Genomic DNA, 22,101 nt, shown 5'->3' on the forward strand with positions numbered 1-22,101 from the left:
CGACATGGACAGGCTCTTCGAGGGTGCCCGGGTGGTGCGCCCGCTCGGCTGGACGGTGCTGGGGATCGGTGTCGTCACGCTCGGTGTCGCGGCGTGGTTCGGTTGGCGCGAGTTGACCGTCGTGGGGGTGGCCTGCGTGCTGGTGTGCCTTTTCGCCCTACCCTTCCTCTTCGGCCGCACCCGGGTGCGGGTCGCCCTGCTGCTGGAGCCGTCCCGGATCGCGGCGGGCGGCACGGTCTCGGCCGCGGTCGAGGTCACCAACGACTCGACGTCGCGGATGTTGCCGACCACCCTGGAACTCCCGGTCGGGTCGGCGGCGCACCGCTACGGCGTACCCGCTCTGGCTGCTGGGGCGACGCATCAGGAGGCCTTCACGATCCGCACGGATCGTCGCGGGGTGATCGCGGTCGGGCCGGCCACCACCCGACGGGGCGATCCGCTCGGGCTGTTCTCACGCGACTCGCTGTGGACACAGGTCCACGAGGTGCTGGTGCGCCCCGCCATGGTGCCGCTGGACGCTCTGGGTGCGGGCCTCCTGCGCGACCTCGAGGGGGTCAGCACCGACGCCATCTCCTCCTCGGACCTGGCCTTCCACGCGCTGCGCGAGTACGCCCCGGGCGACGATCTGCGCCACGTCCACTGGCGTTCCTCGGCGAAGGTGATGGGGGCCGGGAGTAACCAGTTGTTGGTGCGCCAGTACCTCGACACGCGTCGCAGCCACGCCACGATCGTGGTCGACGACCGGCCGGCCAGCTGGACCAGGACCGCCGGTGAAGACGTCGAGCAGGGGCCGGAGACTTTCGAGACCGCCATGTCGGTGACCGCCTCGATCATCGTTCGAGCGGTGCTCGACGACTTCGAGGCGTCCTTCCTGTGCGGGTCCCACGCCTCGACCGGCAGCGACGGAAACCTCGCGTTGGACGCCGTGTGTCGCGCGACGCCCGGGGACGAGGGTCTGGTCCGGGCGGCCCAACGTGCTGCGCGGACCGCCGCCGACACCAGTCTGCTGTTCCTGGTCACCGGTGCCGACTGCTCCTTCGAGGACGTCCTCCGGGCGGGTGCGGTGTTCTCTCCCGAGGTACGCCGCATCGCCGTGATCATCGATCCCGCCGCGACCGCAGGGGTCACCGAGGCCGGAGGAGTCACGGTCCTGCGCCTGCCCAGTCGGAACGACCTTCCCGGGCTGTTGCACTGGAGCACCACATGAGCACCCGGACGAGTGGTGCGCGCAGCACGACCCGTCGGGCGCGACGGACCTGGCGGTTGACCCGGAGCCAGGCCGTCGACGCCGCATTCCTGAGCGCTCTGGTGATCGTCGCGTTGGCCGGTCTGACCACGACCTTCACCGGGATACAGGTCGTCATCGTGGGTGCCGTCGGAGTCGTGGTGGGGATCGCCATCGTCCACCTGACCAGGGTGCTGGGCTGGCCGGGTGTAGCCGCCGTGGTCCTGGGTCTCGCGGCCTTCCTGCTCCTCGGTGGACCCCTGTGTCTGCGTGACTCCGGGCCCTCGGCCTTCCTTCCCGGGCCCGGGACGCTGGGAGCGTTGAGCGACCAGGTGCTGTTCGGGTGGAAGGACCTGCTCACCACGCTGCCCCCGGTCGACGGCGCCGGGCCGCTACTCGTCCTGCCCTGGGCCCTCGGCCTCGCGGCCGGTCTCCTGGGGGCCGGTCTGGCCCGCTGGGATCGCCCCGTCGCGGCGGGACTACCGCTGATCGGCCCGGCGTCCGTGTTGGTTCTGGTGATCCTGCTCGGGGTCCGTCGCCCCCAGTCCCTGTGGCTGCAGGGAGTTGTCTTCGCCATCCTGGCCCTGGGGTGGCTGGTGGTGCGCACCCGGCGTCATACCGCTCCGGTCACCGGAGGTGTCGGCGCGCGCAGTCGCGTTCTGATGGCCACCGCACTGGTGCTGATCGCCGGGGTCGTGGCGCTACCCATCACCTCGTGGCTCACCGGTCCCGACGACCAACGGGTGGTGCTACGGACCTACGTGACGCCTCCCTTCGACGTGGGGCAGTACCCCTCGCCGCTGGCGTCGTTCCGCCGCTACGTGGAGACCCCCAACCCGGACCCCACGGTGAACCGCTACGACAGCATCCTGATGACGGTCCAGGGCGCCCCGGCCGGTTCCCGGATCCGGATCGCCGCGCTCGACTACTACGACGGGATCGTGTGGGGGGCCGCGAACGACACCATCCCCGGCAGCAGCACCGACTCCTTCCAACGGGTCTCCTCGGTGATCGACAACCCCGTCGACGGTGAATCCGCACAGATCGAAGTGACCGTCGGGGAGGGGTACGACGACGTCTGGCTGCCCACCATCGGGGCCCTTCAATCCATGGACTTCGAGCAGGGCGACCCCGAGGCGAAGGGCGAGAGCTTCCGCTACAACCTGGCCACGGAGACCGCAGTCGTTCCCAGTGGGGTCCGGCCCGGCGACGTCTACCGCTTCGAGACGGTGGTGACCCCCGACGAGGTGAAGGCCACCGACGCCCCCTCGGGGCTGACCACCGACGCCGCCTTCGCGGCGTCCTTCCTCGAGACCCAACGCCGGGAATGGAGCGGCGGCGAGAACGAACCGATGGCCCGGGTGTTCGCGGTCGCGAACTACCTTCGCACCCAGGGCCGCTACTCCGACGGCGTGATCGAGGCCGAGCGGGCCTACCGTGCCGGGCACAACGTGCGACGGCTCGGCGAGGAGTTCGCCAACGCCCCGATCATGGCCGGCAACGACGAGCAGTACGCCGCGATCATGGCGCTGATGGCCAACAGCCTCGGCGTTCCCGCCCGGGTCGTCATGGGCGCCGAGGTGCCCGCCGACGGGGTGGTGCAGGGCCAGGACATCAAGGCCTGGGTCGAGTTGCAGGTCGCCGACGGTTCGTGGCGGACGCTGCCCACCGAGGAGTTCATGGGGGATGAGAAGCCCGCTGAACAGCCGCCGGTCACCCAACAGGAGCAGAGCGGGACGACGGTCCCGCCGCCGGCCCCGATCCCGCCCCCCTCGACGCTGGCCGAACAGAACGACACCGAACTCCAGGCCCGCAAGGGTGACGGCGAGCAGGACGCATCTGGGCCGTTGTTTCCGGCGTGGGTGCGCTACCTGGCGATCGCCGTCGGGGGCCCGCTGCTCCTGGCCGGACTGATCATCGGCAGCATCGTGGGTCTCAAGGTCGCGCGCCGTCGACGCCGTCGCCGGGCCGCCAAGGTCTCGGCCCGGGTCGTGGGCGGGTGGAACGACCTGGTCGACCACGCCCGGGACCTGGGCCGCGCCGTACCGGTCGGAGCGGGGCAGACCCGACGCGAACAAGCGGAACTGGTCTCCGCGGGGCGCGGCCCCGAACTGGCCCGGGTGGCCGACGGGCACGTTTTCGGGCCGGTGGAGCCAGCCGACGTCGTGGCCACGGCCTACTGGTCGGAGGTCGACTCCGAACGCCGGGAGATGTCGCGCTCGGTCAACCGCCGGCAACGAATCCGGGCCGCGGTGAGCCTGCGCAGTCTGCGGCGCGGTCGAGCCCGCTGACGATGGTTGAGGTGTGACGAGCCGCTAGGCGAGGAGCCTCGAAACCTGGTTCCGTCCACGCGAACTCAGCGCCGGCGCGCTTGCGGGAATGCCTTCGGCGTCGGGCCCGTTAGACCCCTGATGACTGCCAACCCCACCCTCTCCGTCCTCGACCTCGCACCCGTTCGCGCCGACCAGAGCAGCGCCGACGCGGTCAACGCAGCTCGCTCCCTTGCCCAGCAGGCCGACGGCCTGGGCTACGAGCGGTACTGGGTCGCCGAGCACCACAACATGCCAGCGGTCGCGGCGACCAACCCGCCGGTTCTGATCGGCATCCTGGCTGCGGCGACCTCGCGGATCAGGGTCGGCTCCGGCGGGGTGATGCTGCCCAATCACGCGCCCCTGGTCGTGGCCGAGCAGTTCGCCCTTCTGGAAGCGGCCTATCCCGATCGCATCGACCTCGGCATCGGGCGGGCGCCGGGCACCGACCCGGTGACGAGTTGGGCCCTTCGCCACGGTGGAGGCGGGGTGAGCGAGGACGCGGTCAACCACTTCCCGGAGTACGTCGACAACGTGGTGGCCATGATGTCGCCCGACGGGGTAGGCGTCTCGGTGCAGGGACGCACCCACACCCTGAAGGCCACCCCCGACGCACGGTCTGCGCCGACGGTCTGGCTGTTGGGCTCCTCCGACTACTCCGCACGACTGGCGGGGGAGAAGGGGTTGCCCTACGTGTTCGCTCACCACTTCTCCGGGCAGGGGACCGCCGAGGCGTTGGCGCTCTACCGCTCGTCCTTCCGCCCCTCGGGTCAGGACGGTGCCCCGAGTGCGCCGCGGACCTTCTTGACCCTCAACGTGTCAGTGGCCGAGACCCGCGAGGAGGCGGCCCGGTTGGCCCTTCCGCAGATGCTGCAGATGGTCTCGCTGCGTACCGGTGCACCGCTGACCGCGCAGCCGGCGGTCGAAGAGGCTGAGAAGTCCCTCGAGACGCTGCCCGCCTCGCACCGCGACCTCGTTGAGGCGATGACTCAACGTTGGATCATCGACACCCCCGACGAGGCCCGCCGGCGGATCAGCGACTTCGCTGTGACCCACGACATCGACGAGGTGATGATCCACCCGGTCGGCGGGGCCTACCTGGGCACCGATCCGACCCGCTCGCCGGCCCGTGAGGACACCCTGGAGTGGGTCTGCGACTGACGGTGGCCGAGCCGACCGCCGTGTTCCCCGGGTGAATTGGGTATTCAGGCGTCCTGGCTCTATGCTGGCGTGTCGGCCCAACGTGGGTCTGTTGGCGGCGCCTCGCGGCTGCCCGGATCGCTGGGGATCACTCCAATCGGAGTAGATCTGCAGTGCGCCCGGGGGATTGAGGTGTCACCTGCGGCTGCACGAGGTCCACGAGTGGGGAACTGCTCGAGGTTCGCGGGTCGACGGTAGATGAGGGATACATACGTACGCAACGAATAAGATGGTGGAGGAGCATGCCGAAGAAAGAAGGCGTGATCGAGATCGAGGGCACCGTCGCCGAGGCCCTACCCAACGCGATGTTCCGCGTCGAGTTGAGCAACGGTCACAAGGTTCTTGCGCACATCAGCGGCAAGATGCGTCAGCACTACATTCGGATCCTCCCTGAGGACCGGGTCGTCGTGGAGCTCTCGCCGTACGACCTCACGCGAGGTCGCATCGTCTACCGCTACAAGTAGCACCCCCGTTGTTCTAGGGGAGCCAGCCGAACTCCGAACAAGAAAGGGCTGACATGAAGGTCGCCCCCAGCGTCAAGAAGATCTGTGACAAGTGCCAGGTGATTCGTCGCCACGGTCGCGTCATGGTGATCTGCTCCAACCCGCGCCACAAACAGCGCCAGGGCTAACTGAATACTGATCTCGAGACTCATCTCGGGATTCACCTCAACGTGATCGCTTAGGTCCGCATCTGCGGACCGAACCACCTCCGGAGCATCTGCCGGAGCCGGGCCAGGACACGCACCATCGTCTGACCCGGGCGCGACACGAACGAAACAGATGCAGCTTCCCGGGGCCGTAAGGCCCCCCAGAAAGGCACGACATGGCACGCCTCATGGGAGTCGACCTTCCGCGCGACAAGCGCGTTGAGATCGCACTCACCTACATCTACGGCATTGGCCGTACCCGCTCCCAGGAGCTCCTCGCGAGCACCGGTGTGGATCCGAACATGCGGACCCAGGACCTGGGAGACGACGAGCTGGTCAGGCTCCGCGACGAGATCGAGAAGCAGGAGATCAAGGTGGAGGGTGACCTCCGCCGCGAGGTCCAGGCCGACATCCGTCGCAAGATCGAGATCGGCAGCTACCAGGGTCGCCGCCACCGTCAGGGCCTTCCGGTCCGCGGTCAGCGCACCAAGACCAACGCTCGCACCCGCAAGGGTCCCAAGCGCACGGTCGCCGGCAAGAAGAAGGTCAAGTGATCCCTGCGGGGATCTCACGACTCGATCTTCACCTCTCACCTCATCAGACCAGTTAGTTCAGGAGATACTGCATGCCTCCCAAGGCTCGCGCGGGCGCCAAGAAGGTCCGCCGTAAAGAGAAGAAGAACATTGTTCAGGGCGAGGCTCACATCAAGAGCACGTTCAACAACACCATCGTCACGCTGACCGACCCCACCGGTGCGGTCATTGCCTGGGCCTCCGCCGGAACCGTCGGCTTCAAGGGTTCGCGCAAGTCCACGCCGTACGCCGCTCAGATGGCTGCCGAGGCCGCTGGCCGTCGCGCCATGGAGCACGGCATGAAGAAGATCGACGTCTTCGTCAAGGGTCCCGGTTCCGGTCGCGAGACCGCCATCCGTTCCTTGGGTGCCATCGGCCTCGAGGTCGGCACCATCCAAGACGTGACCCCCACCCCGCACAACGGATGCCGCCCGCCCAAGCGCCGGCGCGTCTGACACCGAGACAGAAAAGGAGACTGATCAGAAATGGCCCGTTACACCGGTCCCATGACCAAGAAGTCGCGCCGTCTCGGTGTTGACCTCGTCGGAGGAGACGCCGCATTCGAGCGTCGCCCCTACCCCCCCGGCCAGCACGGCCGGGCCCGCATCAAGGAGAGCGAGTACCGCTCCCAGTTGCAGGAGAAGCAGAAGGCTCGCCTGACCTACGGCGTGCTGGAGAAGCAGTTCCACAACTACTACACCGAGGCCTCGCGTCGTCAGGGCAAGACGGGTGAAAACCTGATCCAGCTCCTCGAGTGCCGCCTCGACAACGTGGTCTACCGCGCCGGGTTCGCCCGTACGCGTCGCCACGCCCGCCAGCTCGTCGTCCACGGCCACTTCAAGGTCAACGGCAAGAAGGTCAACATCCCCTCCTTCCAGGTCTCTGCCTACGACGTCATCGACGTGCGTGAGAAGTCCCTGGAGATGACCCCCTTCATCGTGGCTCGCGAGACCCACGGCGAGCGGATCGTCCCCGCCTGGATGGAATCGCTGCCCTCGCGGATGCGGATCCTGATCCACCAGGTTCCCGTGCGGGCGCAGATCGACCTACCGGTCCAGGAACAGTTGATCGTCGAGTTCTACTCCAAGAAGTAGACGGTCGGGGCTCTGCCCCGACTACCCCGCTGGGGGCTTCGCCCCCAGACCCTCACACGCGTGGCGGGTTGGGCGACTCGGAGCAGAACCAGGCTTCACAACAGAACAGCTTTTCGGCGGGGGAAGCGACCTCTGGTCGCTCTCCCCGCCGCCTTCATCACTCACTCAGCAGTCTGGGCCCTCAAATAGCGGTCGGCCCGGGAAGGAAGAACACCAGTGCTCATTGCACAGCGCCCCACCCTGTCGGAGGAGACCGTCGACGAGTTCCGTTCGCGGTTCGTCATCGAGCCGTTGGAGCCCGGATTCGGCTACACGCTCGGCAACTCCCTTCGCCGTACCCTCCTGTCTTCTATCCCCGGTGCCTCGGTCACGAGCATCAAGGTCGACTCGGTTCTTCACGAGTTCTCCACCATCGAGGGCGTCAAGGAGGACGTGACCGAGCTGATCCTCAACCTCAAGGGTCTGGTCGTCTCCTCCGAGCACGATGAGCCCGTCACGATGTACCTGCGCAAGTCCGGTGCCGGTGACGTCACCGGTGCCGACATCGCGCCCCCTGCCGGCGTCGAGGTCCACAACCCCGAACTGAAGCTCGCGACCCTGTCCGAGAAGGGCAAGCTCGAGATGGAGCTCGTCGTGGAGCGTGGCCGCGGCTACGTCTCGGCGGTCCAGAACAAGGGCGCCGACAACGAGATCGGCCGCATCCCGGTCGACTCCATCTACAGCCCCGTGCTGAAGGTGACCTACAAGGTCGAGGCCACTCGTGTCGAGCAGCGCACCGACTTCGACAAGCTCGTCATCGACGTCGAGACCAAGCCGTCCATCCTGCCCCGCGACGCCATCGCGTCGGCCGGAAAGACCTTGGTCGAGCTGTTCGGTCTGGCCCGTGAGCTGAACGTCGAGGCCGAGGGCATCGACATCGGTCCCTCGCCGGTCGACGAGCAGCTCGCCGCTGACCTCGCCCTCCCGGTCGAGGACCTGCAGCTGACCGTGCGGTCCTACAACTGCCTCAAGCGCGAGGGCATCCACACCGTGGGTGAACTCATCGGCCGCTCCGAGCAGGACCTGCTGGACATCCGCAACTTCGGCGCCAAGTCGATCGACGAGGTGAAGGCCAAGCTGGTCGAGATGGGTCTGTCCCTCAAGGACAGCGCGCCCGGCTTCGACGCGGCCGCCGCCCTCGCGGCGTACGGCGACGACGATGACGACGCCTTCGTCGAGGACGAGCAGTACTGATCCACCGCTGATCGAGCCAGCCGGGATCACCTGATCCCGGCCGGCCGACCGGTTCACCACCACCACTATTCGGAGTACCTCACACGGCTTCGAAGAAACGAGAAGAGCAATGCCCAAGCCCAAGAAGGGCTACCGCCTCGGCGGTAGCGCAGCACACCAGCGACTGATCCTCGCGAACCTGGCCACCGCCCTGTTCGAACACGGTCGGATCACGACCACCGAGGCCAAGGCACGCATGCTGCGCCCCTACGCCGAGAAGCTCATCACCAAGGGCGTCAAGGCGCACAAGGGTGAGAACACGGTTCACCAGTACCGCGAGATCCGCAAGCTCATCCGCGACACCACGATCGTGCACGAGCTCGTCACCGAGATCGCGCCGACCTTCGCGGAGCGTCCCGGCGGCTACACCCGGATCACCAAGCTCGGACCCCGCAAGGGCGACAACGCCCCCATGGCCGTCATCGAGCTCGTGACCGAGGCGTACTCGCCGAGCGCACCCCGCACCAAGGCGGCTCCGGCTGCTGCGGCTCAGAGCACTCCGGAGGAAACTGTGGACGCACCCGAGGTGACTGGCGAGGAGGAGACCCCCGCCGTCGAGGGTGACTCGGTCACCGAGGCCGAGCCCGCCGCCGACATGGACGCCGAAGCGCCCGAGTCGGCCGAGAACGCCGAAGAGTCCGAGGTCGCTGTCGACCCCGAGGCCGCCGCCGACGAGGCCGCGTCCGACTCGGAGGAGAAGGTCTGACCGCCTGATCGTTCTCCCGCTCCACACAAGCACCTCTCGCAAGCCCGTCCCGCCGTCCAAGGTGGGGCGGGTTTTCGTTTTCGCCGAGTCGGCGCAACTTGACGCAGGAAAGGGCTCGACCCGGCGCGTTTTGAACAACAAGCGCCGACTCGGCGAAAGAGTTCGGGGCGGCGGGCAACCATCCACCGGGTTCAACTGGTCATTCAGGACATGATCACCACGCGTTCGCATCTCGGCGAACAGATCGATCTCGGAAAGGGTGGACCGGTGCGGGGACGCGAGTCGGACTTCGATGAGTTCGTCACGGCGAGGTCCACCTCCCTGCTCCGGACCGCCTACCTACTGACCCACGATCACGCCCTGGCCGAGGACCTCCTCCAGACGGCGTTGACCAAGGCGTGGTTCGCCTGGGACCGGATCGAGGGACGTCCGGAGCCGTACCTGCGCAAGGTGTTGGTCAACACCTACGCCTCCTGGTGGCGACGCAAGTGGAACGGTGAGGTGGCCACCGACGAGCTGCCCGAGCGGGCGCCGGCCAGCGACCACAGCGAAACGGCGTCGATCGGCCAGGACCTGTGGCGAGCGATGGACACGCTGCCGAGACGCCAGCGAGCCGTCATCGTGTTGCGCTACTTCGAGGATCTGACCGAGGCCCAGACCGCCGAGATGCTCGACTGCTCGGTCGGCACCGTCAAGAGCCAGACGAGCAAGGCCCTGAGCAAGTTGCGGATCGATCCCGCATTGGCCTCCAGCGAGGGTGAGGAGAAGTGATGACCGGAATCAACGAACTACGCCAGGCCCTCAACGACCAGGCCGCCGATGTGTCGGACCACGCGGTCGCGACCAGGTCGGGGGAGATCCGCGAGCGCGTTCGCGTCGTACGCCGTCGTCGGCGTGTCACCGTCGCGGGTTCCGCGGCCGCCATCCTGGCCGTCGGTGCCGGAGTCGCCCTGCTTCCGAACCAGTCTCCGTCACCCACCCCTGAGGTGGCCTCGATCGTGGGGCTGACTCCGCCGGAGGAACTCTCCTCCCTCGGATACACCTACACGTTCGACCGAGGTCTTGAGGGGGACGGCGACTCCATCTCCGTCGATCTCGCGGCCTCGAACGCGCCGCGTCTACTGTCCTGGGCGACGGAGGGGGACGACGACACCGTCGCGGTGACCGATGACCTACTCGGTGGCGAGGAAGCGGCCACTTATCGCAGCAGCGATTTCTCCGACTTCATCCTGGTCGGTCCGGGAGAGTCCGGGACCATCGACGTGCGGTCGGACGACGGATCCGAGGTCGGTGTGGCCATCTACACGGTGGATCTCGACGCGCGACCTCCCGGGCTGAGCGACGGCGGAGTCACCTTCCGCGACGAGGTGGCGGGCCAGCGACTCCTGGCCGCCGAGGTCGGGGCACCAGGGGTCAGTGACCTGGAGGTCCAGGCGATGACGAACTCGGAACTCACGGCCACCGCGTACTTCTGTGCGGGAGCACCTCGGGGCACCGTGCTGCACATCGAGAGTCCGCAGTCGGTCCTCACCAGCCGGCAGGACTGTGACGGTCCCACCCCGGTCGATGTCACGCCGAGTCGGTCGACGCAGACCGGGACAGGGGTGAACTGGGCGACGCGGATCTACCTGACCGACGGCCCGAGTGGACCGGTCATCGAGGGCGACGACGTACAGATCGGCGTAGCGCTCTACACGGTGCCGAACCCCTCGGACTCCGGGGTGTTCCAGCAGGCGGCACCCGATCTGGTGGAGTACCGCGGGCACACCTATCAGCGCGACGAGATCGTCGAAGCACCGCGAGGTGCGAAGCGGGCGCGGCTCCTGCTCGGCGACGCGGACCAACCCGCGTTGGCCTTCGGATACGCCCGGGCGCGGTCCGGAGTCACCCAGTTCACCTTCCAAGGTGTGCAGGACGGAGTGGGGGCGGGTGGCGATGTCGCGAGCATCGGGCTGGGCCTCTTCAGCGGGCCGGGCGCCGTGGCCGTCCTTCGTCGCTCCGGCGATGACGAGACCAGCCAGGCGGCGATCGTCACCTACGTCCGGGTCGACTGATCCCAGGCTTCGTCCAGTAGCCGGGTCGCGTCGTGTCGGGTCAGACCGGCGTGCCTCGCGGACGCCGCGAAGGCCGCCGCGGACGCGGCTACCTCGGCCGAGGTGTCACTGTGGGACGCGATGAAGGTGCCGCGACGACCCTCCGTCACCACGACCCCGTCGGCCTCCAGTTCCTTATAGGCGCGGGCCACCGTGTTGACGGCCACACCCAGTTCCGTGGCCAGGGCACGCACGGTCGGCAACTTCTGACCCGCTTCCAACTCCCCCTCTGCTGCGCGGCGGGCCAGCTGGGCGCGGATCTGTTCGAACGGCGGCACCTCCGCGAACTGGTCGAGCGGATGCATGTCCATCGCCCCAGCCTACGGAGGTGCCCGGATGTGATGAGGTGAGGACATGGAGAAGCTCATCCTCGTGATCGGGGAGTCCCTCATCGATCGGGTACGACGCAGCGATGAGGCCGAAGTGGACTTCCCCGGCGGCAGCGGAGCGAACACGGCCATTGCGCTGGCACGGCTGGGCCGGCCGGTGCAGATCGCCACCAGCTTCGCCCCCGACGAGTACGGCGACCTGCTCGCCCGCCACCTCGGCGCGGACGGTGTCGAGCTGGCCACCGACCCGGCGGCGATCCCTCGGACCTCTTCGGCGCTGGCCGAGATCGGGGCCGACCATGCTGCGACGTACACCTTCGACGTCGAATGGGCGCTGAACCCGATGACCCCGGGAGCGCCGGCACCCCTGTCGGTGCACGTCACCTCGTTGGCCGCGGTCCTGGAACCGGGCTGCTCCGACGCACGCGCCCTCGTGGAGAACCTGCGCGATTCGGCCACGGTGAGTTACGACATCAACGCCCGAGCCGCCGTGACCGGTGCGGGCCCGGAGATCGTGCAGCGGGTCGAGCAGATGGCCGCCCTCTGCGACCTCGTCAAGGCCTCGGACGAGGACTTCGAGACCCTGTGGCCCGACCTCGGCACCGACGGGGCCGTGGATCGAATCCTGTCGTTGGGCGCGTCCGCGGTGGTCGTGACCAGAGGGTCCGAGGGGGCGTCGTACCGGACGGTCGAGCACAGCGGCGAGGTGGCCGCGGCGAAGGTCGACGCGGTCGACACCATCGGGGCGGGCGACACCTTCTCGGCCGCCACCCTCGACGCCCTGGCGGCCCACGACCTGTTGGGGGCCGAGCGCCGGCAGGCTCTCGCATCCGCTGGACCCTCGGTCTGGTCGGACGTCCTGGGGTGGGCTGTGCGGGCCGCGGCCATCACGGTCGGTCGTCCCGGTGCGGACCCGCCGACCCGGGCCGATCTGGACTGAACGGCTCCAAGAACGACAACGATTGTCCGATTGGGCGATCGATTTCCTCCGATCCGTGACACGATCTCGCTGGTTCAGTCGGCGCGCGGGGGAGATCGATGACGAAGCAACGTGGTTCGGGGCGCCGCCATGTGCGGTCCTGGGTCTTGGTCCTCGCCCTGATGAGCGGGCTTCTGGTTCCTGCTCTCGCGGGTGCCGCCGGGGCCCCCGCCTCAGCGGGCGAGGGACGGATCATCGGGCAGGTGGTCGACCCCGCCGGGGTCCCCCTCTCCAATGTCGCGGTCACGGTCACCTGGATGGATCCCGTCACCACCCAGGACTACTACGGCACCCGGGCCCGGACCGATGCGCAGGGCGTCTACGACGTGACCGGACTCGACTTCGGCAAGCGCTACCTCGTTGGCTTCGACAGCGATGACCCCCGGTGGAGGCGGGAGTTCTACGACAACGCCTACAGCAACGACGCGGTTCGTCCCGTGGTGCTGAGTCAGAGCCGGTCGGTGTTTCGCGCCGATGCGGCGTTGGCGCCGACGCCTACTGTCTCCGGCCGGGTCACCGACCGAACAGGAGCCCCCCTGAGCGGGATGGACGTCAGGTGGTGCCCGACCGACTGCATCTACGGCGGCGGGAACCGCACGACCACCGACTCGGCCGGCTTCTACAACCTTCAGACCGACACCTTCGGAGACTTCGCCCTCAGGGTCCAGGACCCGGACGGGATCTACGCCACGATGTGGTGGGACGCGAGCGCCGTCGAGGGCGACGCGACCCGGATCGACGTGGTCGAGGGCGGGACCTCGGACATCGACGTGTCCCTTCCCGTGAGCGGATCCATCTCCGGCACGATCGACGCCCACGACAGTCCCGGCGAACGGTCCGCCAGGGTCGGGGCGTACGCGCGAACGAAGGACGGACACTTCGTCTCGGTCAACGGTGCGGAGACCGACGACGCAGGCGGCTACGTCATCAGGGGTCTGGCCCCGGGCACCTACCGGGTGGGGGTGAGCGAGTCCGACTACGCCTCGGAGATCTTCCCGGACCAGGACACCCCGCAGCAGGGCGACGACGTCGAGGTGCGGTCGGGGGTGACCACCGACGGGATCGACATGACCCTCGATCCGCTGAGCGTCATCACGGGTCGGGTCACCACGTCCCGCGGCGGAGGCCCGGTGGCGGGAGTCAACGTCAGTCTCGGCCTCCTTCAGCAGTCGGAGAGCACTCGGGAGGACGGGACCTACGAACTACGCGTCCAACCGGGTGAGTACGTCCTCCACTTCACCGAGCGCAACCACTACGAACAGTGGTGGCGGGGAGCGGCGACGAAGCAGGGGGCGCAGAAGGTCGTGGTGGCGAGGCGATCCACGGCGGGGGGAATCGACGCTCGGCTGACCGCCAAGTCCGCCATCGTCGGTCGGCTCACCGACCGGGACGGCCGACCCTTGTCCAAGGACGTGGCGGCCTACCGCGTCGGCCGACTGGGTTTCGGCGCGGCGGGCTCAGGACACTCCGACGTGGACGGCAACTACATCATCGACGGCCTCGAACCGGGCCGCTACCTCGTCCAAGGAGCCTCGAACCTGTTGGAGGCCCACCACGTGGGGATGTACTGGCCCAACGAGCTCTACCAGGAGGACGCCACCGAGATCACGGTCGGGTACAGCAAGGTGGTCGAGGGCATCGACATCGCTGTGCCGAAGGCGGCGTGGGTCTCCGGAGAGGTCTTCGGACGCGAGATCAACGACATCGTTGAGGTCTCCGCAGAGCGTCGTGAGGGCAACGGGTGGCGGCGACGCTGGGTGAGCCGGGCCGGCGGCTACGACGAAAGCTACAGCCTGGTCGGGCTGCCTGCGGGGCTCTACCGGATCCGGTTCGTCCACCGGACCACGAGCAGCAGCCGTACGCAGTTCTGGCGCAACGCCTACCGGGAACAGGACGCCACCCTCATTCGGCTGCGGGCCGGTCAGCGCGTCACCGGAGTGAACGCGCGGGTCGATGTGGTCCCGCGTCCGTTGCGGGTGCGGAACCGCCCGGTGATCCGGGGATCGGTCCGGGTCGGGAACCGGTTGCGCGCGGTCCGCGACCTGTACGACGCACGCCGGGTCTCGCGCGACTACGAGTGGCGGTTGGGGTCGCGGGTCATCAAGCGTGAGCAGGGACGGACCATGCGCGTGACCAGCGGGATGCTCGGGCGCCGGATCCAGGTTCGCGTGACCGCCCGCAAAGCGAGCCGGATTCCCGTCGAGGCACGCTCACGACGCTCGCCGAAGGTGCGTCGCTAGTCGCGTGTCCCTCAGCGTGCGCTCTAGCGCACTCTGAGCCCCACGAGAGGCCTCCGACGGGGCGGTGACAGAATCCGCGGGTGCGCCTGCGGATCGATCTTGCCTACGACGGCACCGACTTCCACGGCTGGGCAACTCAGCCCGGTTTGCGGACGGTGCAGGAGGAGGTCACGGCCGCCTTGGCCATGGTGCTGCGCGTCGTACCGGCCACGCGGGTGGAGGTCGTGTGCGCCGGCCGGACCGACGCGGGGGTCCACGCCCGCGGACAGGTGGTGCACGTCGACGTCGATGGTGTGGTGCCCAATCTCGTACGCCGCCTCAACGGGGTGCTGCCGCGCGACATCCGGGTGCGAGATGCGGTCGAGGCTGCCCCGGGTTTCGACGCCCGCTTCAGCGCCCTGTGGCGGCGCTACGCCTACCGGATCGCGGACTCCACTCAGGTGGTGGATCCGTTGACACGACGGCACGTACTGACCTGGGGGCACCGGTTGGACCTCGACGCGATGAACGCCGCCGCCGAGGAACTCCTGGGTCGCCACGACTTCGCGGCCTTCTGCAAACGCCGCGAGGGCGCCACCACGATCCGGACCCTGCTCGACCTGACCTGGGCGCGCGACGAGTCCGGGGTCGCGGTGGCCTCGGTGCGGGCGGACGCCTTCTGTCACAGCATGGTCCGGTCGCTGGTCGGCTGCCTGATGGCGGTCGGTGAGGGGCACCGTGACGCCGACTGGGTGATGGAGGTCCTCGCCGCGGGTGATCGCAACCCGGCGGTGCGGACGGCGCGCGCGCAGGGGCTGACCTTGGAAGAGGTGGCCTACCCACCCGATGCGGAACTCCTGTCCCGTGCAGAGCAGACTCGCGCCCGGAGGTCGATGTGAACCAGGACGACGTGAACCAAGACGATGTGAAGCAAGAGACTGACGACGCCGAGCACTACTTCTCCGCCGACCCCTCGGTCCCCTTCAAACGGATGCCGATCCGGACCACGATCTGGGGGCGTGAGCTCACCTTGGTGACCGGGTCCGGGGTCTTCGCCAAGGGCCGGGTGGACGTCGGCACGAGCGCGCTGTTCCGGGAGACCGAGCCACCCACCGCGGGCCGGATCCTGGACCTGGGCTGCGGGTACGGCGCCATCGGGCTGGCCATCGCTGCCGCCGGGGATGCTGTGGTGACGGGGGTCGAGGTCAACGAGCGGGCCGTGCTCCTCGCCAACGAGAACGCCAAGGCCCTCGGTCTGGTGGGTCGCTTCAAGGCGGTCACCCCCGAGCAGGTGCCGATCGAGGCGACGTACGACGAGATCTGGGCCAACCCGCCGATCCGGATCGGGAAGCCTGCTCTGCACGAGCTGCTGCTGACCTGGTTCGCGCGGCTCACCCCACAGGGTCGGGCGGTCATGGTGGTGGGCAAGAACCTCGGCGGCGACTCGCTTCAGCGTTGGCTCACCGAGCAGGGCTACCCGACCACACGGATCGGGTCCGACAAGGGCTTCCGCATCCTGGAGTCACGGGTCGCAGACCAGGCCCTGTAGGAGATTCACAGGTCAGGCACATGTCCAGCCGATGACTGGCACAGGTCGCGCCGACATGGTTCCGGTGTGTCGATCCCCCAACGTGCCAGGCATCTGGCTTCGCGACTGTCCCTCCGTCCATCTCGTCGGCTGGTTCTGATTGCCGTCGCCGCCCTCATTGCTGTGGGCGGCGCAGGCGCCTGGATGCTCACGCGACCCGCCGCCGAGACCGTGGAGGCGACCATCGCGGAAGCCACGATCGGCACCTACCAGACCACGGTCACCGCGACCGGAACGATCGAGCCGAGCAAACAGGCGGACCTGGACTTCTCCGTGACCGGGCGCGTGACGAACGTGAGCGTTGAGCCGGGGGACACGGTCAAGGTCGGTGACACGCTGGCCCAGCTCGACACCGCTGCGCTCGACGCGGAACTGGCGTCGGCGCGTGCCCAGTTGGAGGCCGCCGAGACCACGGCGGACGAAGACGGCGAAGAGTCCAGCGTGCAACGCGCCTCCCACGACGCGGCGGTCGCCAGCGCCGAGGCGACCGTCGTGGGGGCCGCACAGAGCCTCGACGCGGCCACGCTGACCGCCACCTTCCGTGGAACCGTTGCCGCTGTCACGGTGGAGGTCGGGGATCAGGCCGGCAGCGGGGCGACCTCCACGAACGCCGGGTCAGGGGGTGCCACGGCGACCACCGTGTCCACGGCAGCCGTCACGGTCATCACTCCCAAGACCTTCGTGGTCACTGCCGACGTCGCGGCCGACGACATCGATCAGGTCAGCGAGGGCCTGCAGGTCACCATCACGCCCAGCGGGGCCGCAGAAGACGTCTACGGCACCGTCGCGGAGGTGGGCCGCGTCGCGGAGGCCGACGACTCGGGAGCCGCGACCTTCCCGGTCACCGTGACGGTGACCGGAACACAAGACGGCCTCTACGCCGGCACATCGGCTGATCTGTCGATCATCGTCAAGCAGATCCCGGACGTTCTCACCGTGCCGACATCGGCGGTGAGCAGCGAGGACGGCACGACGTACGTCGACAAGATCGACGGTTCGACGACCGAGCGCACCACGGTGGAGGTGGGCCAGACCTTCGGCGCCGCCACCGAGATCACGGCCGGTCTGGTCGAGGGCGACCAGATGGAGGTCGCCGCGGTGGTCGGCCGCACGGGAGTCGACGGTGGGACGGAGAACCAGGCCCCCGGCATTGACCGGCAGGGTCGGGGAGCCGGTGGCGGTCAAGGGGACCTCGGGGGAAACCCGTGAGCGCCATCCTCGAGCTTTCCGGCGTACGCAAGGTCTATGACACGGGGGCCGTCCAGGTCGAGGCGTTGCGTGGTATCGACGCCCGGATCGATGAGGGGGAGTACGTCGCCGTCATCGGCCCGTCGGGGTCGGGAAAGTCGACGCTCATGCACATCCTCGGATGCCTCGACGTGCCGACCTCGGGCACCTATCGGCTCGCCGGGGAAGACGTCTCGACGATGAGCGAGGCGCAGTTGGCCGAAGTGCGGAACCGGCGGATCGGTTTCGTCTTCCAACAGTTCAACCTGCTCCGCAGCATGTCCGCCTGGCGCAATGTCGAACTCCCCCTGATCTACGCCGGCGTTCCTCCGGCCGAGCGTCGGGCCCGAGCCCATGCCGCCCTGACCCAGGTGGGTCTCGGGGAGCGGGCCGATCACAAACCCGGTGAGCTGTCCGGTGGTCAGCAACAGCGGGTCGCGGTCGCCCGAGCGTTGGTGACGGACCCGGCTCTGCTGCTCGCCGACGAACCGACCGGCAACCTCGACTCGCAGTCGACCGCCGACATCCTCGGTCTCTTCGACGGATTGGCCGCACGTGGTCGCACCATCGTGCTCATCACCCACGAGCACGATGTGGCAGCCCGGGCAGGGCGCACCATCGAGGTGCGGGACGGGCATGTCATGACAGCTGGAGGAGTGGCGTGAAGGCCGCCGTCGCCGAGAGTGCGATGACCTGGGGCGAAACCGTTCGCACCGGTCTCGAAGCGGTGCTCGCTCATCGGATGCGTTCGATGCTGACGATGCTCGGCATCGTGATCGGGGTTTCCTCGGTCATCCTGACCGTCGGCCTGGGCCAGGGTGCGCAGGACGAGGTGCGCGAACAGATCGACTCGCTGGGTAGCAACCTGCTCGTCGTGTCGCCGGGAAGTGCGACGTCCGAGGCCGGCGTACGCGGCGGATTCGGCTCGGCGTCCACCCTGACGCTCGCCGACGCCCAGGCGATCGCCGACCCGGAAGTGGTCCCGGACGTCTCGGCGGTCGCACCGACGACCACCTCGTCGACAGCGCTGGTCAGCGACGGCAACAACTGGACCACCACCTTGGTCGGTACCTCGGTGGCCTGGCTCGACGTACGCTCCCGCACCCTGTCGTCCGGGCGGTTCTTCACCGCCGACGAGGTGGCCTCGGGCGCCCGGGTGGTAGTGCTCGGCGCCGACACGGTCGATGAGCTCAGTCTGCGGTCCCCGGTCGGTCAGATCGTCACGGTCAACGGTGCGGCGCTGACCGTCATCGGCGTGCTGGAATCCTCGGGAGGGTCCTCAGCGGACGCCTCCCTCGACGACACCGCGGTCACTCCTCTGGCGACGGCCTCGGCCGTGACCGGGAGCACCGGTACGTCGGTGTCCTCGATCTACGTCGAAGGCAGAGACCAGGAGACGCTCGGCGCCGCCCACGCGGAGATCACGGCACTTCTCAGTAACCTGCACGACGTCACGAGCCTCGACGCCGACTTCACCATCACCAGTCAGGAGGCACTGCTCGACACGGCCAACTCGACCAACCGCACCATGACCGTCCTGCTCGGGGGCGTCGCGGCAATCTCCTTGCTGGTCGGTGGGATCGGGGTCATGAACATCATGCTGGTCTCCGTGACCGAACGGATTCGAGAGATCGGGCTGCGGAAAGCACTCGGCGCCACCCCACGGATGATCCGCCGCCAGTTCCTCGTGGAGGCCTCGATCCTCGGGCTGGCCGGCGGGGTGGCCGGTGTCGTTCTGGGCATCATCGGTTGGCAGGTCCTGCCGCCCCTGATCGATCAACCCGTCTCGCTATCGGTGCCCGCTGCCCTCGGCGCCCTGCTCACGGCACTGGCTCTCGGCATCGGCTTCGGTGTCTACCCGGCCGACCGGGCGGCCCGGCTCACCCCGATCGACGCACTGCGCAGCGAGTGACCCCCCCGACCCGGAGCATCGAGCTCCAGAACCACAGGAGAAGCATGAAGAAGCCACTGGTCCTCACCGTCCTCGCACTAGGGCTCGTTCTCGCGGGTTGCGGTAGCAGCGAGACCGCCACCGACACCGCAGCCGATACTGCCGCTGCCCCGGCACAGGTGGCAGCGGCCGGCGGCCGCGGTGGCGGCGTACCCGAAGGATCGGGTGAAGTCGTCCAGATCGACGGGTCGACCGCCCAGGTGCAGAACGACGCAGGTCAGGTCGCCGTCACCTGGACCAACGTGACGACGTTCACCCAGCAGGTGGACACCGATCTGGCCGGCGTGGCCGTGGGCGTGTGTGTCGCGGTGACCAGTGACGACGACAGTGAGGGGGAGGAGATCGCCGCCGGCGACGTACGCATCACCGAGATGGGGGACGAGGGATGCGCGCGCGGGGGTGGGAACGGCGCGAACGGTGTCGACGGCGAACGGACCGACACCGCACGCCCGCGCCCGACCGACCTTCCTGACGGCACAACCGAGGGCGCACCCGCGGGCGGCCGCGGAGAGGGTCGGGGAACCGGTGTCCTCGGTGAGGTGGTGTCGGTCTCCGAGACCGGCTTCACCGTCGCCGGGCAGGACCCGGAGGACGGGAGCACCACGGACATCGTGGTGAGCGTCTCCTCGGACGCGACCTTCACCGCCACCGCCGACGCCAAAGCCTCCGACATCACGGTCGGCCGTTGCGTAACCAGCGGAGGGGACGCCGACGACACGGGCTCCATCACCGCGGAGACCATCGCCATCAGTGATCCGGTCGACGGCGCGTGCGTCGCCGGTTTCGGCGGACGGCGCCCGCAGGCAACCGAATGAGGGGCCGGCCGGGCACCGTGGCGGTCATCGCTGGGGCCGTCCTGATCGCCGGCGGTGTGTCCTGGGCGACGGGTAGTACCGCTGGCAACTACCGCACCGCAGCCGTGGTCGTCGCCGACGTGGAGCAGACCTTGACCCTGACCGGAACCGTCGTGTCCTCGACACGTCGCGACCTGTCCTTTGGCGTCAGCGGAACCATCAAGGGTGTCGCGGTCAACGTGGGAGATCAGGTGAAGGCCGGTCAGGTAGTCGGTCGCCTCGACCCCGAGGACCTCGACGCGGCCGTCACCCGCGCCCGGGCCGGCCTCGCCCGGGCCAGAGCCCAACTGGAGACCGACCAGATCGCTCAGACGTCGACGGTCGCCTCGGCGATCTCGACCTTGGCGACGGCGTCGACGGTGACAGCGGCGTCGACGGTGACAGCGGCAGCATCGAGCGCCGCGCCCGCCACGTCGGTCGCACCGGACACCACGAACGCTGGCTCGGGTGGCGAGTCGGAAGGCTCGACCGAGCTGGACCAAGCACTAGAGACGTTGGCCGAGCAGCAGGACTCGGTCACCTCGGCACAGTCAGCGGCCTCCGAGTCGATCGCGACCGCGAAGGCCGCCCTCGAGGCCCAGGCGGCGGCCTGTGTGGTGGACGACGGTCCCGTCGAGGAGGGAGATGCGCCCGAGGACGGAGATGCCCCCGAGGACGACGATTCTCCCGACGAGGACTCCGGTGTCGGTCCGTCGACGCAGGTCGACTCGAACTGTGCCAACGCGTTGGCCGTCGTCCAGGGGGGACAGGACGAGGTCGCCGAGAGACAGGCCGCCTTGCAAGAGGCGTTGGGCGCTTTGAACGACACGTTGACCGAGGCCATCACGATCTTGGCGGAAGCGGAACCCGAGTCGGCACCAGCGCCGGACGAGGGGACCGGGGAGAACCCGCCATCCGTGACGCCTCAGGGAAACGCCGGCCAGGGCAGTGGGGCCGCCGAGAGCGGGGACCGGGAGAGCGAGAACCAGGAGAACGGGGACCGGGAGAGCGAGAACCAGGAGAACGGGGACCGGGAGAGCGAGAAGTCAGAGTCGACGGCCCCGTCCGCGAGCGACTCCGCTCCGTCGGCCAGTGAACGCTCCGACGAAGCACCCGCCGGGAGCATCGCCAGCGATCAAGCGGCCATCGACACGGCTGAGGCCGAGGTGACCGAGGCAGAGTTGGCGCGCAACGCGGCCACGATGACCGCCCCGTTCGCCGGGACCGTGCTCGACGTCGGATTCGCAGCCGGCGACGACGTATCGGCCGAGGACGTGACCGTGGTGATCGTCGGAGACGGCGGCTCGACCGTGACCACGACGGTGACGGTGGCCCAGGTCGGCCGGGTCGCCCAGGGTCAGTCTGTTCATGTGACCCCGGCCGGCTCCAACGAACCCGTCGACGGAACGGTCACTCAGATCGGCATCCTGCCGTCGACGACCGACACCGTCGCCTACCCCGTGACGGTCGATCTGGCCGACGACATCGCCGCTCCGGAGGGTGTCGGAGCGAGTGTCGAGATCGTCACCAGCACCGTGGAGGACGCCTTGACGGTGCCGTCCTCGGCGGTGGCGAACACCGGCCGAACCTCGGTGACGGTGCTTGAGGAGGGAGTGCCCTCGACCGTGCCGGTCACGGTGGGCGTGGTGGGTCCGAGCAGGACTTCGATCACCGAGGGAGTCGAGGTCGGACAACAGGTCGTGCTCGCTGATCTGGACGCGCCGCTGCCCGGCGCCGACACGGAGACGACCACCGGGCCCGGGGGACTGGGCGAGCGTCCAGGCGGTGCCGGAACCGGCGGTAGGGGAGTGCGTCCGGGGGGTCGGAACTGATCCCGGCCTCGTCCTTGGCGTCA

At 68.6% G+C, this 22,101-nt stretch carries 22 protein-coding genes; 21 read left to right on the forward strand and 1 reads right to left on the reverse strand.

Annotation, left to right across the window (positions count from 1 at the left end; all coding sequences use genetic code 11):
* The first annotated feature begins 4 nt into the window (after positions 1-4).
* The 12 genes from ACYVLV_RS19200 (at position 5) to ACYVLV_RS19255 (ending at position 11,081) form a co-directional block, all read left to right on the forward strand.
* Positions 5-1,207 carry a DUF58 domain-containing protein gene (locus tag ACYVLV_RS19200; protein ID WP_460812941.1) on the forward strand — a complete coding sequence of 401 codons (1,203 nt, stop codon included), beginning with the start codon at positions 5-7 and terminating at the stop codon, positions 1,205-1,207.
* The gene (locus ACYVLV_RS19205; RefSeq protein ID WP_460812944.1) at positions 1,204-3,516 is read left to right on the forward strand and encodes a DUF3488 and transglutaminase-like domain-containing protein; all 2,313 of its coding nucleotides are present in this window, start codon (positions 1,204-1,206) and stop codon (positions 3,514-3,516) included. The genes ACYVLV_RS19200 and ACYVLV_RS19205 overlap by 4 nt, the downstream gene beginning before the upstream one ends.
* Positions 3,517-3,636: 120 nt before the next feature.
* Entirely contained in the window at positions 3,637-4,695 is a 1,059-nt protein-coding gene (locus tag ACYVLV_RS19210) for an LLM class flavin-dependent oxidoreductase (RefSeq protein WP_460812947.1), read from the forward strand.
* A gap of 281 nt (positions 4,696-4,976) precedes the next feature.
* Positions 4,977-5,198 carry a translation initiation factor IF-1 gene (infA, locus tag ACYVLV_RS19215; RefSeq protein ID WP_460812950.1) on the forward strand — a complete coding sequence of 74 codons (222 nt, stop codon included), beginning with the start codon at positions 4,977-4,979 and terminating at the stop codon, positions 5,196-5,198.
* Positions 5,199-5,251: 53 nt separating this feature from the next.
* A complete protein-coding gene (gene rpmJ / locus ACYVLV_RS19220) occupies positions 5,252-5,365 on the forward strand; it encodes a 50S ribosomal protein L36 (RefSeq protein ID WP_135079087.1) in 114 nt (37 codons plus the stop codon).
* Positions 5,366-5,559: 194 nt separating this feature from the next.
* Positions 5,560-5,937, forward strand: coding sequence for a 30S ribosomal protein S13 (gene rpsM, locus ACYVLV_RS19225; protein ID WP_460812953.1), 378 nt, complete (start codon positions 5,560-5,562; stop codon positions 5,935-5,937).
* A 71-nt stretch (positions 5,938-6,008) separates the two neighbouring features.
* Entirely contained in the window at positions 6,009-6,410 is a 402-nt protein-coding gene (gene rpsK, locus ACYVLV_RS19230; protein WP_460812956.1) for a 30S ribosomal protein S11, read from the forward strand.
* 30 nt (positions 6,411-6,440) lie between these two features.
* A complete protein-coding gene (gene rpsD / locus ACYVLV_RS19235) occupies positions 6,441-7,049 on the forward strand; it encodes a 30S ribosomal protein S4 (RefSeq protein ID WP_460812958.1) in 609 nt (202 codons plus the stop codon).
* A gap of 216 nt (positions 7,050-7,265) precedes the next feature.
* Positions 7,266-8,282 (forward strand): DNA-directed RNA polymerase subunit alpha, encoded by a 1,017-nt coding sequence (locus ACYVLV_RS19240; protein ID WP_460812960.1) that lies wholly within the window; start codon positions 7,266-7,268, stop codon positions 8,280-8,282.
* A gap of 109 nt (positions 8,283-8,391) precedes the next feature.
* On the forward strand, positions 8,392-9,027 hold the full coding sequence (gene rplQ, locus ACYVLV_RS19245; RefSeq protein WP_460812962.1) for a 50S ribosomal protein L17: 636 nt from the start codon (positions 8,392-8,394) through the stop codon (positions 9,025-9,027).
* Between the two features lie 210 nt (positions 9,028-9,237).
* Complete coding sequence (locus ACYVLV_RS19250) at positions 9,238-9,798, forward strand: SigE family RNA polymerase sigma factor (RefSeq protein WP_460812964.1); 561 nt, start codon at positions 9,238-9,240, stop codon at positions 9,796-9,798.
* Positions 9,798-11,081 carry a hypothetical protein gene (locus ACYVLV_RS19255; RefSeq protein ID WP_460812966.1) on the forward strand — a complete coding sequence of 428 codons (1,284 nt, stop codon included), beginning with the start codon at positions 9,798-9,800 and terminating at the stop codon, positions 11,079-11,081. The genes ACYVLV_RS19250 and ACYVLV_RS19255 overlap by 1 nt, the downstream gene beginning before the upstream one ends.
* Here the strand turns inward: ACYVLV_RS19255 and ACYVLV_RS19260 are convergent.
* Positions 11,063-11,431 (reverse strand): GntR family transcriptional regulator, encoded by a 369-nt coding sequence (locus tag ACYVLV_RS19260; RefSeq protein ID WP_460812968.1) that lies wholly within the window; start codon positions 11,429-11,431, stop codon positions 11,063-11,065. The genes ACYVLV_RS19255 and ACYVLV_RS19260 overlap by 19 nt on opposite strands.
* A gap of 43 nt (positions 11,432-11,474) precedes the next feature.
* On the opposite strand from ACYVLV_RS19260, the gene ACYVLV_RS19265 reads away from it, so the two are divergent.
* From ACYVLV_RS19265 to ACYVLV_RS19305, 9 genes are all read left to right on the forward strand, one after another.
* The gene (locus ACYVLV_RS19265) at positions 11,475-12,389 is read left to right on the forward strand and encodes a PfkB family carbohydrate kinase (RefSeq protein ID WP_460812971.1); all 915 of its coding nucleotides are present in this window, start codon (positions 11,475-11,477) and stop codon (positions 12,387-12,389) included.
* Between the two features lie 98 nt (positions 12,390-12,487).
* Entirely contained in the window at positions 12,488-14,668 is a 2,181-nt protein-coding gene (locus tag ACYVLV_RS19270; protein WP_460812974.1) for an MSCRAMM family protein, read from the forward strand.
* Positions 14,669-14,748: 80 nt separating this feature from the next.
* A complete protein-coding gene (truA, locus tag ACYVLV_RS19275; RefSeq protein ID WP_460812977.1) occupies positions 14,749-15,546 on the forward strand; it encodes a tRNA pseudouridine(38-40) synthase TruA in 798 nt (265 codons plus the stop codon).
* A 92-nt stretch (positions 15,547-15,638) separates the two neighbouring features.
* Complete coding sequence (locus ACYVLV_RS19280) at positions 15,639-16,196, forward strand: class I SAM-dependent methyltransferase (protein WP_460813094.1); 558 nt, start codon at positions 15,639-15,641, stop codon at positions 16,194-16,196.
* Between the two features lie 183 nt (positions 16,197-16,379).
* Positions 16,380-17,444, forward strand: a complete 1,065-nt coding sequence (locus ACYVLV_RS19285; protein ID WP_460812980.1) for an efflux RND transporter periplasmic adaptor subunit — start codon at positions 16,380-16,382, stop codon at positions 17,442-17,444.
* Positions 17,441-18,127, forward strand: a complete 687-nt coding sequence (locus ACYVLV_RS19290; protein ID WP_460812982.1) for an ABC transporter ATP-binding protein — start codon at positions 17,441-17,443, stop codon at positions 18,125-18,127. The genes ACYVLV_RS19285 and ACYVLV_RS19290 overlap by 4 nt, the downstream gene beginning before the upstream one ends.
* Complete coding sequence (locus ACYVLV_RS19295) at positions 18,124-19,374, forward strand: ABC transporter permease (protein WP_460812984.1); 1,251 nt, start codon at positions 18,124-18,126, stop codon at positions 19,372-19,374. The genes ACYVLV_RS19290 and ACYVLV_RS19295 overlap by 4 nt, the downstream gene beginning before the upstream one ends.
* 44 nt (positions 19,375-19,418) lie before the next feature.
* On the forward strand, positions 19,419-20,228 hold the full coding sequence (locus tag ACYVLV_RS19300; RefSeq protein WP_460812987.1) for a hypothetical protein: 810 nt from the start codon (positions 19,419-19,421) through the stop codon (positions 20,226-20,228).
* Positions 20,225-22,078, forward strand: coding sequence for an efflux RND transporter periplasmic adaptor subunit (locus ACYVLV_RS19305; RefSeq protein ID WP_460812990.1), 1,854 nt, complete (start codon positions 20,225-20,227; stop codon positions 22,076-22,078). The genes ACYVLV_RS19300 and ACYVLV_RS19305 overlap by 4 nt, the downstream gene beginning before the upstream one ends.
* Positions 22,079-22,101 lie beyond the last annotated feature (23 nt).

It is taken from the genome of Nocardioides salsibiostraticola (assembly GCF_054783655.1).

Excerpts from the sequence above, each read along its gene's own strand:
- rpsK (WP_460812956.1), top strand. The coding sequence starts at position 6,009 with ATGCCTCCCAAGGCTCGCGCGGGCGCCAAGAAGGTCCGCCGTAAAGAG.
- rpsM (WP_460812953.1), top strand. The coding sequence starts at position 5,560 with ATGGCACGCCTCATGGGAGTCGACCTTCCGCGCGACAAGCGCGTTGAG.
- ACYVLV_RS19285 (WP_460812980.1), top strand. The coding sequence starts at position 16,380 with ATGCTCACGCGACCCGCCGCCGAGACCGTGGAGGCGACCATCGCGGAA.
- ACYVLV_RS19200 (WP_460812941.1), top strand. The coding sequence starts at position 5 with ATGGACAGGCTCTTCGAGGGTGCCCGGGTGGTGCGCCCGCTCGGCTGG.
- rpsD (WP_460812958.1), top strand. The coding sequence starts at position 6,441 with ATGGCCCGTTACACCGGTCCCATGACCAAGAAGTCGCGCCGTCTCGGT.
- infA (WP_460812950.1), top strand. The coding sequence starts at position 4,977 with ATGCCGAAGAAAGAAGGCGTGATCGAGATCGAGGGCACCGTCGCCGAG.
- rpmJ (WP_135079087.1), top strand. The coding sequence starts at position 5,252 with ATGAAGGTCGCCCCCAGCGTCAAGAAGATCTGTGACAAGTGCCAGGTG.
- ACYVLV_RS19265 (WP_460812971.1), top strand. The coding sequence starts at position 11,475 with ATGGAGAAGCTCATCCTCGTGATCGGGGAGTCCCTCATCGATCGGGTA.
- ACYVLV_RS19300 (WP_460812987.1), top strand. The coding sequence starts at position 19,419 with ATGAAGAAGCCACTGGTCCTCACCGTCCTCGCACTAGGGCTCGTTCTC.
- ACYVLV_RS19255 (WP_460812966.1), top strand. The coding sequence starts at position 9,798 with ATGACCGGAATCAACGAACTACGCCAGGCCCTCAACGACCAGGCCGCC.
- ACYVLV_RS19210 (WP_460812947.1), top strand. The coding sequence starts at position 3,637 with ATGACTGCCAACCCCACCCTCTCCGTCCTCGACCTCGCACCCGTTCGC.
- ACYVLV_RS19205 (WP_460812944.1), top strand. The coding sequence starts at position 1,204 with ATGAGCACCCGGACGAGTGGTGCGCGCAGCACGACCCGTCGGGCGCGA.
- ACYVLV_RS19280 (WP_460813094.1), top strand. The coding sequence starts at position 15,639 with ATGCCGATCCGGACCACGATCTGGGGGCGTGAGCTCACCTTGGTGACC.
- rplQ (WP_460812962.1), top strand. The coding sequence starts at position 8,392 with ATGCCCAAGCCCAAGAAGGGCTACCGCCTCGGCGGTAGCGCAGCACAC.
- ACYVLV_RS19250 (WP_460812964.1), top strand. The coding sequence starts at position 9,238 with ATGATCACCACGCGTTCGCATCTCGGCGAACAGATCGATCTCGGAAAG.
- ACYVLV_RS19305 (WP_460812990.1), top strand. The coding sequence starts at position 20,225 with ATGAGGGGCCGGCCGGGCACCGTGGCGGTCATCGCTGGGGCCGTCCTG.
- ACYVLV_RS19270 (WP_460812974.1), top strand. The coding sequence starts at position 12,488 with ATGACGAAGCAACGTGGTTCGGGGCGCCGCCATGTGCGGTCCTGGGTC.
- ACYVLV_RS19260 (WP_460812968.1), bottom strand. The coding sequence starts at position 11,431 with ATGGACATGCATCCGCTCGACCAGTTCGCGGAGGTGCCGCCGTTCGAA.